Annotated in this window: 13 protein-coding genes and 1 tRNA gene; 4 read left to right on the top strand and 10 right to left on the bottom strand. The window is 72.3% G+C overall.

The window, feature by feature from the left end:
• The first annotated feature begins 279 nt into the window (after window positions 1–279).
• Window positions 280–1,740 carry a peptidoglycan D,D-transpeptidase FtsI family protein gene (locus ACQRUO_RS22155; protein WP_428317752.1) on the top strand — a complete coding sequence of 487 codons (1,461 nt, stop codon included), beginning with the start codon at window positions 280–282 and terminating at the stop codon, window positions 1,738–1,740.
• Window positions 1,741–2,001: 261 nt separating this feature from the next.
• On the top strand, window positions 2,002–4,152 hold the full coding sequence (gene pknB, locus ACQRUO_RS22150; RefSeq protein WP_428317751.1) for a Stk1 family PASTA domain-containing Ser/Thr kinase: 2,151 nt from the start codon (window positions 2,002–2,004) through the stop codon (window positions 4,150–4,152).
• 78 nt (window positions 4,153–4,230) lie between these two features.
• On the opposite strand, the gene ACQRUO_RS22145 is transcribed toward pknB, so the two are convergent.
• From ACQRUO_RS22145 to ACQRUO_RS22125, 5 genes are all read right to left on the bottom strand, one after another.
• Window positions 4,231–4,998, bottom strand: coding sequence for a class E sortase (locus ACQRUO_RS22145; RefSeq protein ID WP_428317750.1), 768 nt, complete (start codon window positions 4,996–4,998; stop codon window positions 4,231–4,233).
• A 43-nt stretch (window positions 4,999–5,041) separates the two neighbouring features.
• Window positions 5,042–6,337 (bottom strand): class E sortase, encoded by a 1,296-nt coding sequence (locus ACQRUO_RS22140; RefSeq protein WP_428317749.1) that lies wholly within the window; start codon window positions 6,335–6,337, stop codon window positions 5,042–5,044.
• Between the two features lie 4 nt (window positions 6,338–6,341).
• Window positions 6,342–7,004, bottom strand: coding sequence for an aminodeoxychorismate/anthranilate synthase component II (locus ACQRUO_RS22135; protein WP_428317748.1), 663 nt, complete (start codon window positions 7,002–7,004; stop codon window positions 6,342–6,344).
• A 73-nt stretch (window positions 7,005–7,077) separates the two neighbouring features.
• The gene (locus ACQRUO_RS22130; protein ID WP_428317747.1) at window positions 7,078–7,260 is read right to left on the bottom strand and encodes a hypothetical protein; all 183 of its coding nucleotides are present in this window, start codon (window positions 7,258–7,260) and stop codon (window positions 7,078–7,080) included.
• A gap of 126 nt (window positions 7,261–7,386) precedes the next feature.
• On the bottom strand, window positions 7,387–8,169 hold the full coding sequence (locus tag ACQRUO_RS22125; RefSeq protein WP_428317746.1) for a DUF881 domain-containing protein: 783 nt from the start codon (window positions 8,167–8,169) through the stop codon (window positions 7,387–7,389).
• A 154-nt stretch (window positions 8,170–8,323) separates the two neighbouring features.
• Between ACQRUO_RS22125 and crgA the strand changes: the two genes are divergently transcribed.
• Complete coding sequence (gene crgA / locus ACQRUO_RS22120) at window positions 8,324–8,575, top strand: cell division protein CrgA (RefSeq protein WP_428317745.1); 252 nt, start codon at window positions 8,324–8,326, stop codon at window positions 8,573–8,575.
• Between the two features lie 367 nt (window positions 8,576–8,942).
• Here crgA and ACQRUO_RS22115 read toward each other — a convergent pair whose 3' ends face one another.
• Together ACQRUO_RS22115 and ACQRUO_RS22110 are read right to left on the bottom strand one after the other, a co-directional pair.
• Entirely contained in the window at window positions 8,943–9,842 is a 900-nt protein-coding gene (locus tag ACQRUO_RS22115) for a rhomboid family intramembrane serine protease (RefSeq protein ID WP_428317744.1), read from the bottom strand.
• 80 nt (window positions 9,843–9,922) lie between these two features.
• The gene (locus ACQRUO_RS22110) at window positions 9,923–10,447 is read right to left on the bottom strand and encodes a peptidylprolyl isomerase (protein WP_428317743.1); all 525 of its coding nucleotides are present in this window, start codon (window positions 10,445–10,447) and stop codon (window positions 9,923–9,925) included.
• Between the two features lie 218 nt (window positions 10,448–10,665).
• Here ACQRUO_RS22110 and ACQRUO_RS22105 point away from each other — a divergent pair, with 218 nt between their 5' ends.
• Window positions 10,666–11,460 carry a DUF5324 family protein gene (locus ACQRUO_RS22105; protein WP_428317742.1) on the top strand — a complete coding sequence of 265 codons (795 nt, stop codon included), beginning with the start codon at window positions 10,666–10,668 and terminating at the stop codon, window positions 11,458–11,460.
• A 122-nt stretch (window positions 11,461–11,582) separates the two neighbouring features.
• On the opposite strand, the gene ACQRUO_RS22100 is transcribed toward ACQRUO_RS22105, so the two are convergent.
• From ACQRUO_RS22100 to ACQRUO_RS22090, 3 genes are all read right to left on the bottom strand, one after another.
• Window positions 11,583–11,655: transfer RNA gene (locus ACQRUO_RS22100), tRNA-Ala, on the bottom strand.
• 145 nt (window positions 11,656–11,800) lie between these two features.
• On the bottom strand, window positions 11,801–11,929 hold the full coding sequence (locus tag ACQRUO_RS22095; protein ID WP_211786189.1) for a DLW-39 family protein: 129 nt from the start codon (window positions 11,927–11,929) through the stop codon (window positions 11,801–11,803).
• Between the two features lie 240 nt (window positions 11,930–12,169).
• A complete protein-coding gene (locus ACQRUO_RS22090) occupies window positions 12,170–12,928 on the bottom strand; it encodes a protein phosphatase 2C domain-containing protein (protein ID WP_428317741.1) in 759 nt (252 codons plus the stop codon).
• Window positions 12,929–13,067: the final 139 nt, after the last annotated feature.

The following is a 13,067-nucleotide window of genomic DNA, read 5'->3' as shown; positions in this document are numbered from 1 at the left end:
GGCTCCGGCGCGGGCACCAGCGCGAGCCCGGCCCCGCAGGCCAGCCCCTCGCCGGCCGCGCCCACCACCCCGGCCGGCCCGCCGCCGCTCTCCGCGGACGAGCAGCAGCTGGCCAAGGACTGCCCCTGACCCGACGTCAGCCAGGTCCCGGGACGCACCCCGTCCCGGGACCCCCGGGCCCGTCCGGGAACCGACCCGCGCGGCGGGCGCGTGAAGGTTCGTGCGGTTGAATGGCTCAGCGCCGCGCGCACCGCACACCGAGGAGGGGACCGCGTCTCAATGAACCAGCCCATTCGACGGGTCTCCGTCTTCTGCATGGTCCTGATCCTCGCGCTGCTGCTGCGCTCCAACTGGATCCAGGTCGTCCAGGCCGACTCGTACGCCACCAACCCGCACAACATGCGGGCCACCTACGACGAGTACTCCTACCCGCGCGGCACCATCTACACCGCCGACGGCCAGGCGATGACCACCTCGACGTTCACCGACGGCTACAAGTACAAGTACAAGACCGGCTGGACCAACGGGCCGCTGTACGCCCCGGTCACCGGCTACTCCTCGCAGGTCTTCGGCTCCAACGGCCTGGAGTCGCTGGAGGACGGCGTGCTCGGCGGCACCGACGACCGGCTCTTCTTCAACAACACCTGGAACGCGGTCACCGGGGGCAAGCGGTCCGGCGGCGACGTCGTCACCACGATCAACGCCAAGGCCCAGCAGGCGGCCTTCCAGGGCCTGGGCAACAAGAAGGGCGCCGCGATCGCGATCGACCCGCGCACCGGCGCGATCCTGGCCCTGGTCTCCACCCCGTCCTTCGACCCGTCCACCTTCGCCGGCAACACCAGCGCCGACCAGAAGGCGTGGAACAGCCTGAACAGCGACACCAGCGCGCCGACGCTGGACCGGGCGCTGCGCCAGACCTACCCGCCGGGTTCCACCTTCAAGCTGGTCACCGCGGCCACCGCGTTCGAGACCGGCAAGTACCAGAACCCGGACGACCAGACCGACACCCCGGACACCTACGTGCTGCCGGGCACCAACACGGTGCTGCACAACGACAGCGACAGCGAGAACTGCGGTCAGGCCACCCTGAAGTACGCGCTGGAGATCTCCTGCAACACGGTCTACGGCAAGCTCGGCGCCGACCTCGGTGAGGACAAGCTGCTCGCCCAGGCGAACAAGTTCGGCTTCAACCAGACGGTGAACACCCCGATCCGCTCGGCCGCCAGCACCTTCCCCAGCGACTCCACCCCCGACGGCACCGCGATGGACGCCATCGGCCAGCACAACACCGCCGCCACCCCGCTGCAGATGTGCATGGTGGCCGCCGCGATCGCCAACAACGGCAAGCTGATGCAGCCGTACCTGGTGGACGAGGAGAAGTCCGGCAGCGGCACCGTGATCTCCAAGACCTCCCCGAAGGAGATGGACCAGGCGGTCAGCCCCGCCACCGCGCAGAAGCTGCAGACCATGATGGTCGACGTGGTGCAGAACGGCACCGGCAAGCTGGCCCAGATCCCCGGCGTCGAGGTGGGCGGCAAGACCGGCACCGCGCAGCACGGCGTCGACAACGCCGGCAAGCCCTTCGCCTGGTTCGTCTCCTACGCCAAGGTCGGCAACGACATCCCGGTCGCCGTCGCGGTGGTGGTCGAGGACGGTGCCGCGCAGAGCGACGAGATCAGCGGCGGCAGCATCGCGGCCCCGATCGCCAAGCAGATCATGCAGGCCGTGGTCGGCCACTGACCGATTCGGTCATACTGGGCGATCGGTGCCCGGCGATCGGATACCGGTCTGGTCTCAGCTGGCGGGCGTGTCGAGTTGTCCTGGCACTGACCGGTAGCGTATCCGCCAGCAGCGGGTGTGCCCGCGGCTCGGTGCCCCGGCCTGCCGGGGCCCGTGGACGGACGTCACAGAACCACCGTGACGAGCGCGGCGTCACTACTGAAACGTGCGGGGACACCAACGTCATATCCTCACCGGCCGGTGAGGGAGAGGGTCGCAACTATGGAAGAGCCTCGTCGCCTCGGCGGCAGGTACGAGCTCGGCGGCGTCCTGGGGCGCGGCGGCATGGCCGAGGTCTACCTCGCCCATGACACCCGGCTCGGCCGCTCCGTCGCCGTGAAGACGCTCCGGGCCGACATGGCCCGGGACCCGTCCTTCCAGGCCCGCTTCCGCCGCGAGGCCCAGTCCGCGGCCTCCCTCAACCACCCCGCGATCGTCGCCGTGTACGACACCGGCGAGGACTACATCGACGGCATCTCCATCCCGTACATCGTGATGGAGTACGTCGAGGGCTCGACCCTGCGCGAGCTGCTGCACTCCGGGCGCCGGCTGCTGCCCGAGCGCGCGCTGGAGATGACCATCGGCATCCTGCAGGCCCTGGAGTACTCGCACCGGGCCGGCATCGTGCACCGCGACATCAAGCCCGCCAACGTGATGCTCACCCGGCAGGGCAACGTCAAGGTGATGGACTTCGGCATCGCGCGCGCCATGGGCGACGCCGGGATGACCATGACCCAGACCTCGGCCGTGATCGGCACCGCCCAGTACCTCTCGCCCGAGCAGGCCAAGGGCGAGACCGTGGACGCCCGCTCCGACCTCTACTCGACCGGCTGCCTGCTCTACGAGCTGCTCACGGTGCGCCCGCCGTTCGTCGGCGACTCGCCGGTCGCGGTGGCCTACCAGCACGTCCGCGAGGAGGCCCAGCCGCCCTCGGTCTACGACCCCGAGGTGCGCCCCGAGGTCGACGCGATCGTGCTCAAGGCCCTGGCCAAGGAGCGCGACTACCGCTACCAGAGCGCCGACGAGATGCGCGACGACATCGAGCGCTTCCTGGACGGCCTGCCGGTCGCCGCCGCCCAGCAGGCGGCCGCCTACGGCATGGGCGGCTACGGCTACGACCAGTACGGCAACCCGGTCGACCACGACCCCTACGGCCAGACCAGCATGATGCCGCCGGCCGGCCCCGGCTCCGCCCCGACCACCATGCTCTCCCCGGTCGGCCAGCAGGGCTACCAGCAGGGCCAGCCCGGCTACCACCAGGGCTACGAGGACGGCGGCTACCCGGGCGGCAACGACGGCGGCGGCTACGACGAGGGTCCGCGCAGCCGCCGGCGCGAGGAGCCGCCGAAGAAGAGCAACACCTCCTGGATCATCCTGGCGGTCGCCGCCGTGCTGGTCCTGGTCGGCTCGTTCTTCGTGGCCTCCGCGATGTTCAAGGGCGGCGCCGGCTCCGGCGGGCCCACCCAGATCTCCGCGCCCGACCTGACCGGCAAGAGCATCGCCGACGCCACCACCGCCGCGAAGGCCGCCGGCAGCAAGCTCACCGTCACCCAGGGCGACCCGATCCCCTGCAACAACGTGGCCAAGGACCTGGTCTGCCAGCAGAACCCGGCGGCCGGCGCCCAGGTGGCCTCCAACGGCCAGATCACCGTGCAGCTGTCCAGCGGCCCCGGCCAGAGCCCGGTCCCCTCGGTCACCGGCCAGACGGCGGACGCCGCCTCGCAGGCGCTGACCAAGGCCGGCTTCCAGGTCAGCACCACCTACGCCAACAGCGACTCGGTGGCGCAGAACTCGGTGATCTCGCAGAACCCGCCGGCCGGCACCCAGGCCGCGCCGAGCAGCACGGTCACCATCACCATCTCGCAGGGCGCCGGCAAGATCGCGATCACCAACGTGGTCGGCCAGCAGACCGCGGCCGCGGTGCAGGCGCTGCAGCAGCAGGGCTTCACCTCGATCGACAGCACCTCGAAGACCACCCCGTCGACCAACGCCGGCCAGGTGCCCGGCACGGTGGCCTCGCAGAACCCGCCCGCCGGCACCCAGGCCGCGAAGAGCGCGCAGGTCACCCTGACGATCTACGCCCAGCCCTCGCAGGTCCAGCTCCCCGACGTCACCAACATGAACGTCAAGGACGCCACCGCGGCGCTCAGCAAGGCCGGCTTCCAGCACTGGACCTTCTCCGGCCCGAGCGACAACAACGCGGTGGTCACCTCGGAGAACCCGCCGCCGAACACCCTGGTCGACCCCAACGCGAGCATCACGCTCACCACGAAGCCTGGTGATGCTTCGACCAAAGGGCCCATCGGCGGCGCCTTCGGCTCCCCGCCCTTCTCCTTCCCCGGACAAGCACCCTCGACCGGGAACGGGAACTGACCCCTTCCCCTTCGGGTTCTGAGCACCCTCAGGTTCCTGAGCACCCTCCGGCCCGGCCCAGCACCACCACGGACCCCGCTAGCCCCGCAGTTCGGGCGGCGGGGTCCGTCGTGCGTCCACCGGGTCCACCCGGACCAGGCTGCCCCAGACCACCATCCGGTAGCGCGAGGTGTAGACCGGGGTGCAGGTGGTCAGGGTGATGTAGCGGCCCGGCTTGGTGTAGCCGGAGCCCTGCGGGACCGGGGCGACCACCCCGGTGTCGTACTTGGTGGTCTCCGGCAGGGTGGCGTCGATCCGGTAGACGTACCAGCTGTCCCGGGTCTCCACCACCACCGGGTCGCCCGGCTCCACCGCGTCCAGGTCGTGGAACTTCGCGCCGTGGCCGTCCCGGTGCGCGGCCAGTGCGAAGTTGCCGGTCGCGTCCCAGGGCATCGCGGCCCGGTAGGGCTCCTCGTAGACCCCGGCGACGCCCTGGTTGAGCACCTCCGGGGTGGTGCCCATCTTGATCAGCACCTGGAAGTCCCGGCCCATCGCCGGCACGTGCAGGAAGCCCAGGCCGGCGCCGCCCTGGTAGGGCACCACGGGCGCCGCGGGCGCGGTCCAGGAGTGGCGCAGCCGGTCGCCCGCCCGGTCCGCCTGGCGGTCGGCGACCAGGTCGGTCCACCAGAGCGAGTAGCCGACGAAGAGCGCCAGCACCAGGCCCGTGGTGATCAGCAACTCCCCCAGCACCCCGAGCGCCAGCGCCCCCCGCGAGCGCGGGCGGCGCTCCGGGGTGCCGCCGCCCGCCGGGCCGACCGTGGGGTCGGCCTCCGGGCCGACCGTAGGCTGCTGCCACTGCTCCGTCACGGCGGCTCCGCTCCTCGAGCTGGGTGCGGCGCCGCGCCGGTGGCTAACCGTTCGTCAGCGCCGGGGGCTGTCCCTGGCTGCGCGGCTGCTCGCCCACCATCTTCCCGAAGACGATCAGCCTCCCTCGGGCACTGTACTCGGGGGTACAGGTGGTCATCGTGATGTAGCGGCCCGCCTGGGTGAACGGGGATCCGCCGGGGATCGCGTTGAGCACGGTCACGTTGTGCGGGTTGGTCTCCGGGATCCCGCCCTCGACCTCGTAGGTGTAGTACGTGGTCTGCGTCTCGACGACGATCTTGTCACCGGGGGAGAGCTCGGCCAGACGGTTGAACGGCTGGCCGTGCGTGGTGCGGTGGCCGGCCACCGCGAAGTTCCCGGCGGCGTCGGAGGGCATCGCGGTGCCGGTGTAGTGGCCGACCAGGCCGTGGTCGAGCACAGTGGTGGTGTCGGTGCCCTCCGCGACCGGGTCGGTCAGACCGATCTTCGGGATGTGGATGATCGCGAAGCCCTTGCCCGGGGCGAAGGTCGGCGCGGGCGCGGCGGACTGCCCCGGGGCCGGGGTCGGGGTGACGACCGGGTTGTTCCACTGCTGTTCGAGCTGGTTGCGGGTGGCGTTGGCGGCGGCATCGGCCTGCACGTTGGTCCACCAGAGCTGGTAGGCCACGAAGAGCAGCATCACCATGCCGAGCGTTATGAACAGCTCACCGACCGCGCGGGCGGCGAGCACCCGCTTGCGCTCCTTCGGGCGCACCACCGGGCCGCGCCGGCCGGTGGCCCGGCGGCGCCCGCTGCCCGAACGCACGGAGACCCGGCCGCTCGCGCGGCGGGGCTCGGCGGACGGTGCCGCGACGCCCGCGGCCTCGCCCGGCACCGTTATCTTCCGCAGCTGCAGCGTCTGGTCGGCCAACCAGGGGTAGGCCGGCTGTTCGGTCTGGGCGGGGTCGTAGACGCCCCAGCCGTCCGGCTCCACGGGCTCGGGCGACCGGCCCGGCACGCCGTGGCCGGGCGCGACCTGGTGGGGCACGCCCTGGTGGGACGGCTGCCGGCCGGCGGCCGGCGGGTAGGGCTGGTACGGCGAGTGCTGGTGGGGCGTCTGCTGACCCTGCGCGGCCTGGTACGGCGGCTGGCCCGGCGCGGCCTGGTACGGCGGCTGCGGGTAGGGCGGCTGCTGGCCGGGAGCCGGCGGGTAGGGCTGATAAGGCGTCTGCTGGCCCGGCGCGGGCTGGTAGGCGCCCTGGCCGGGCGCGCCCTGCTGGGGCACGCCCCCGTACGGCGCGTAGCCCCCCTGGGGGTCCTGCGGATAGGTCTCCTGGCGCCCCTCCGGGCGCACCGCCGTCACGGCCTCAGCCCCGGCCGATCACCGGGGCGAGGCCCGCCGAGCGGCCGACCGCCTCCGGGTCGCCGCACTCGGCCAACCAGTTGGCCAGCATCCGATGCCCTCCCTCGGTCAGCACCGACTCGGGGTGGAACTGCACGCCCTCGACCAGGAGTTCCCGGTGCCGCAGGCCCATGATGACACCGCTGGCGGTCTTCGCGGTGACGACCAGTTCGGCCGGCACGGTGGCGGGGTCGACCGCGAGCGAGTGGTAGCGGGTGGCGGTCATCGGCGAGGGCAGGCCGGCGAAGACGCCACCGTCCTCGTGCTCGACCAGCGAGGTCTTGCCGTGCAGCAGCTCCGGCGCGCGCCCGACCACCGCGCCGTAGGCCACCGCGATCGACTGCAGGCCGAGGCAGACCCCGAAGAGCGGCAGCCCGGTCGCCGCGCAGTGCCGCACCATCTCGATGCAGACCCCGGCCTCCTCCGGCGCGCCGGGCCCCGGGGAGAGCAGCACGCCGTCGTAGCCCCGCCCGCCCTCGCGCCGCGCGGCCCGTTCCACGGTCAGCTCGTCGTTGCGGACCACCTCGCAGGTGGCGCCCAGCTGGTAGAGGTACTGGACCAGGTTGAAGACGAAGCTGTCGTAGTTGTCCACCACGAGGATCCGCGGGGCGGTGTCGGGCGAGGCCATGCGTGCTGTCTCCGGGGTTGTGCGGGCTGGGCGGGAGGTCGACCGGGCGGGTGGCGGTGCGCGGCGGGACGGGTCAGCCGGCGGCGCCGCCACCGGAGCCGTTGTTCACCGTGACGTCGCCGAAGGGGAGCAGCGGTTCCGCCCACGGGAAGACGTACTGGAACAGGACGTAGACGACGCCGAGGATCAGCAGCAGCGAGATGATCGCCCGCACCAGGGAGTTCCCCGGCAGGTGCCGCCAGATCCAGCCGTACATGGTGCTCCCTCGGTGATGGGCGTGGGCACCAGAGTAGACCTCGAAAGTGAGGCCGACGGCGGCTGCGGCCGATCTTTCCCCCGCGCCGGGCACGGCCGTGCGGGCGCTGACCGGGCGGTGGCGCGGTTACTGACCCTGCGCCACGTTCAGGTCGGTGCTGCCGGTGTAGCCCGGCAGGGTCATCGCGCCGCTCTCCTGCACCTTCCAGCCGAGCCCGTAGTCCGTGACGTACTGCAGGTAGTTGCGGATCGCCGGATCGGCGTCCACCGCGGCGCGCAGGTCGGCGACCCGGCCGGTGGCCCGGATCACGTACGGCGGCGAGTAGACCCGGCCCTGCAGCAGCAGGGTGTTGCCGACGCAGCGCACCGCGCTGGTGGCGATCAGCCGCTGGTCCATCACCTGTACTCCGGTCGCGCCGCCGCGCCACAGCGCGTTGACCACGGCCTGGATGTCCTGCTGGTGGATCACCAGGTCGTTGACGCCCGGCTCGGGCACGCCGGGGACCCGGGCGGTGGCGTCCGGCGGGGCGTCGTTCAGCGTGACGGTCAGGCCGGGGCCCTGCACCGGGTCCAGGCCCACCTGCTGCTGCAGGGTGGCGAGCCGCTGGGTGTCGGCGGGGCTTCGGCCCTGCCCGCCGGCCAGCTGGTCGGCGTGTTGCTGCAGGGCGGAGAGCTCGGACTGGGTCTGCCGGTTCTGGTCGCTGCGCTGCTGTATCACGTCGCCGAGTTGCAGCAGCGAGTTGTCGGTGCGCAGGTCGATCCCGTGCGCCGCGTGGGCGCTCAGGTAGAAGAGCACGCCGGCCAGTGCGAAGACGCCTCCGGTGAGGGCACGCCCGACAATTCGGGTCGAACCGGGGCGCCGGGAGGTGGGCTCCGGGGGAACGTCACCGGAAATCGAGGAATTAGGCACCGTACCCTTATCTCCTTCCGACCCGGCGAACCACTACGCTAACGGACGCCGGTGGCATGTGCGGAGCCTGTGCCGTACGGACCCGGTCCCCACAAGCCGCCCCGCCCCGCTGCACCCTGCGCGGTCTCACAGCGCATCGACAGGAGAGCCCCTCGTGCCGAAGTCTCGACTCCGCAAGAAGTCCGACTACACCCCGCCGGCCACGGCGACCGCCGTCAAACTCAGCTCCGGGCGCGGCTGGGTCGCGCCGATGATGCTGGGCCTGTTCCTGATCGGACTGGTGTGGATCGTCACCTACTACGTGACCAGCGGCAGCTGGCCGGTGCAGTCCTGGGGGAACTGGAACATCCTGGTCGGCTTCGGCTTCATCGCGGCGGGCTTCGGCGTCTCCACCCAGTGGAAGTGACGGCCGGCTGAGCTCGGCCCACGGGCCGCTCCACCGTGACGGTGGGGCGGTCCGTTCTGCTGCCCGCCGCCGGGCCCTCCGGCCGGGCAGCGCAGCTGCCGGTTCGGCCCTCGGGCCGGAATTCGTCATATCAAATGCTTGTCCACACGGTTATCCACAGTGGGGAAAAGTCGACCCGTCCTGTGGATAACCTTCCGGCCGGTATCCGACCCGAGCCCCGCCCGGAACCGGCAGCAGCGCCGAAAAGGTCGTCGAATCCGCAGTTGGACACGCGTAGACCCGGATATTCCACGGGGTCGCTCGCACCGCCTGTGCGCAACCCGCTGCGGACTGTGGACAACCGAACAGCTTGCCGGGCGGCGCCGGGTCACCCGGTGAGGCGCGCCGACTCCACCAGCACCATGGCCAGCACCACGCCCAGCATCAGCACCACCGCGCCGGCCTGTACCAGGTTCCGGTTGGCCCGCGGCGCGTGCATCAGCCCGATCCCGGTCAGCACGCCCGCCACCAGGCCGCCGACGTGCGCGCGCCAGTCGATCCCGGGCACCGAGAAGGTGATCACCAGGTTGAAGACGATCAGCGCGACCACCGGGCCGAGCGGCTGCCGGGCCGCCCGGTAGAGCACCGCGGTGGCGCCGAAGAGCCCGAAGATCGCCCCGGAGGCGCCCAGCGAGGCCACGCTCTCCCCGGCCACCAGGTAGACCAGCGCACTGCCGGCCAGCCCCGACACCAGGTAGAGCGCGGTGAACCGGACCCGCCCGAGCACCCGCTCCAGGGTCGGCCCGATCCACCACAGCGCCAGCATGTTGGAGGCCACGTGCAGCGGCTGGACGTGCAGGAAGGTGGCGGTCAGCAGCCGGTACCACTCGTGCGGCCCGGCCGCCACGCCGGCCTTCGCCCCGGTCGGGAAGACCTGGCTGTACAGGTCCCACTGGTCGGCCAGCTGCTTGTGCAGGTACCCGGCCACCAGGAAGACCGCCAGGTTCAGCCCGATCAGCACCTTGGTCACCAGCGCGCCGTCACCGGTCAGCCGGCCGCCGAACCGGGTGGTCGGCACCCGGGTGGGCCGGGCCGCGGCGGCGGCGCCGCTCACGCACTCGGGGCAGTGGAAGCCCACCGAGGCGTCGACCATGCACTGCGGGCAGATCGGGCGGCCGCAGCGCGAGCAGCTGATCCCGGTCTCCTGGTCGGGGTGCCGGTAGCAGCGCGGCAGGGTGTGCGCGCCGTGCGCGGCCTCGTCCTGGACCATCCGGGTCGTCCTCCTCATGACGGATCCCGGCGCCGCTCCACTGCGGAGGGACACCGGGACCGTCAAGGCTACTGCCGCGGAGGCGGCCGTCACAGGAGTCAGCTGCGGGTGATCTCCACCGACTCGATCCTGACGTCCTCGACCGGGCGGTCGTTGCGGCCGGTCTTGACGCCCGAGATCTTGGCGACGACCTGCTGGCTGGCCTCGTCCACGACCTCGCCGAAGATGGTGTGCTTGCCCGTCAGCCAGGCGGTGGGGGCGACCGTGATGAAGAACTGCGAGCCGTTGGTGCCCGGGCCGGCGTTGGCCATGGCGAGCAGGAACGGACGGGTGAAGGCCAGGTCCGGGTGGATCTCGTCGCCGAACTTGTAGCCCGGGCCGCCGATGCCCTGGCCCAGCGGGTCGCCGCCCTGGATCATGAAGTCGGCGATCACGCGGTGGAAGATCGTTCCGTCGTAGAGCTTGTCGGTGGTCTTCGCACCGGTCGCCGGGTGGACCCACTCCCGGCCGCCCTCGGCGAGCTCCACGAAGTTGCGCACGGTCTTGGGCGCGTGGTTCGGGAAGAGCTTGACCACGATGTCGCCCTGGTTGGTCTTGAGAGTCGCGAACAGTTCCTCGGCCATGGGTGCCTTCCTTCTTCACTGCGGTGGATCTTCTTCAAATCTGACCGTCGCATCATCCCATGCCGGTGATCGCGTACCGGGAGCCGCTCTGGGGGCCCGCGCGCCCCACCGGACGGTGCAGACGGCGCAGCCTGCCATGCGAACGGACAGATCGGGATGCATGATCTCGAAACAGCTGGATATGTGCTTAACGGATGCCACCCAGGAGGAGGATCCCCGTGACCCGCTTGGCGACCCACTTGGACACCGCACGTGAGACGGCCGGCAAGACCCTGGACTCGCTGGCGCCGTACGCCGTCGGCGCCAAGGACAACGCCGCGCACTACGCCGACGAGGCCCGCCAGCGCCTCGGGCCGGCCCTGGAGGCCCTGGCGCCGCGGCTGGAGGCGGCGGCCGAGCAGGCCAGGAGCGCGGCCGGACAGGCCAGGACGGGCACCCGGCAGGCGGCCCACTCGGCCCGGGTCGGCTACACCCGGCACCTCGCGCCGCACATGGAGCACGCCTTCGCCGCGCTGCCGCCGAAGGCCCAGGAAGGCACCCTGCGGGCCGTCCACCGGGCCCAGGAGGCCGCGCTGGCCGCCAAGCACTCGGCGGACCGCGCCACCGCCCAGGCGCTGCCCCGGCTGCAGGAGGCCAAGGCGGCCGCCGGGCCCGCCGTGCAGCAGGCGCAGAGCCGCGGGGCCGCCGCGCTCACCGTGCTGCAGGGGCAGGTCAGCCCCGAGCAGGTCAACCGGCTGGCCGCGCACAACGCCCGCAAGGCCAAGCGGAACGTGGTGGCCACCTCGCTCGCGGTGGGCGGCGCGGTGGCGATCGGCGGCGGGGTGCTGCTCTGGCAGTGGTGGCGCCGGCAGAGCGAGCCGGAGTGGCTGATCGAGCCGCCCGAGGTGCAGCACCCGCTGCGCACCACCCACCCGGCGAGCCCGGACGGGTCCGACGCCCCGGTGGACGGCTCCGGCCCCGCGGCGGCGCCCGACGGCGAGGACCAGGACCAGGAGGGCCCCGGACTGGCCTGAGGCCCTGTGAGGCCCCGGCCGACCGGCCCGAGGCCCCGCAGGGGCCCGCCGCGGGCCCCTGGCCCCGAAGACGCCGATGGCCGGCCTGGTGGGAACCAGGCCGGCCATCGGCGTCGGAACTGTGGAGCTTAGGAGACTCGAACTCCTGACATCTGCCTTGCAAAGGCAGCGCTCTACCAACTGAGCTAAAGCCCCGCGACGGTGCACCGGGCGCCGTCGGACAACAGCGTACCGGGTCCGCCGACCAGGTTGGAGCAACCGTCCGGCCCGCTGCTACCGGGAACCGGACGGGGAGGCGGCCGGGAGGCCGCCCGGGCCTCCCGTCACCGGCGTGCCGGGGTCAGCGACCGGCCGGGATCGGGTCGGTGGCCTCGGTCCACAGGTCCTGCTCGGCACGGTCGGCCTGGACCTGACGGTAGACAAAGAAGCCGCCGAGGGCGACCAGGGCGACCAGGAGGAGCTTCTTCACCGCGGGACCTCGTCCTTCTCAGCGTGGGGAGCGGACCCGGCAGCCGACTGCCCGATCGGGCGGCCGCGGACTGCGAGTCCTCGAATGTGCACGTATCAACCGGCGGTCGGCTGGCCAAACCGCCATGCGGCCGATGATACACACCCGTGTCCGCTTCGAGACCGGGCAGCGGCGGCTCAACCGGCGGACCCTGCTGACGGTTTGACGCCGCGCCGTGGCCCCCGCGACCCGCCGGCCGGCTCAGACCCCCGGACCGGGGTACCCGAAGGCCACCGTCGCGTCGTCGTGGCGCTTGCCCCGCCCGTCACCGGGCCCGGCGGCCAGCTCGGCCGCCCGCACCGCCCGGACCGCCCCGCCCGGCCCCTGGCGGGCCAGCGTGTCGAGCAGCTGCCGCCAGGACCACCCGTACCGCTCCACCAGGCGCGAGACGCCGTCGCTGAGCACCGCGAAGCGGGCCACCTCGGCACTCGGGTGGGCGCCGGTCAGCGCCTGGTCGGCGGCCTCGGGGCGGGTGCTCGCGACCCAGAAGCCGCCGGGCGTGTTGCGCAGCCGGGCCACCGTCGCCAGGTCGTAGGCGGGCAGCCGGTCCACCCGGTCGTCGTGCACCACCACCAGCCGACCGTCCGTCAGCTCGATCAGCACCGGTGAGTCGCAGAGCACCAGGTGCTCCAGCCGTCCCGCCCGCTCGCGGACCACCGCCACGGTGGCCGAGGGACTGTCGGGGTGATCCAGCTCACAGGTGTCCGCGTGCAGCGCCCGGACCCGCTCGATCGCGGCCCGCAGCGCCGCGGTGAGGGTCAGTTCCGGCTGCTCCACCAGCAGCTGCCCGAGGCGCAGGCCCAGCCGGCGGGTCACCCAGGCCACGTCGTGGCGGCAGCCGGTCTCCGGCGCGCTCCGGGTGGCCCCGTCCAGCACCAGCACGAAATCCTCGCCGGCCAGCACGAAGTCCTCGTTCGGCGCCCCGCCCGGGGCCGCCACCGACAGGTATCCCAGGCGCACCGGACCACAGTAGCGGCCGAAAACAGCAGTGCCCCGGATGGTGAACCATCCGGGGGGCGGCTCTTCGGGTGGCCTCCCAAAACTTTCACCCTCTTCCTCCCCCCCCCCCCTAAAACACCCCCCCCCCCCCCCCCCCCCT

The organism is Kitasatospora sp. LaBMicrA B282 (assembly GCF_050325825.1).
Taxonomy (GTDB): domain Bacteria; phylum Actinomycetota; class Actinomycetes; order Streptomycetales; family Streptomycetaceae; genus Kitasatospora.
Note: the sequence above shows the minus strand (reverse complement) of the source record. Positions and strands in the feature narration are given on the sequence as shown.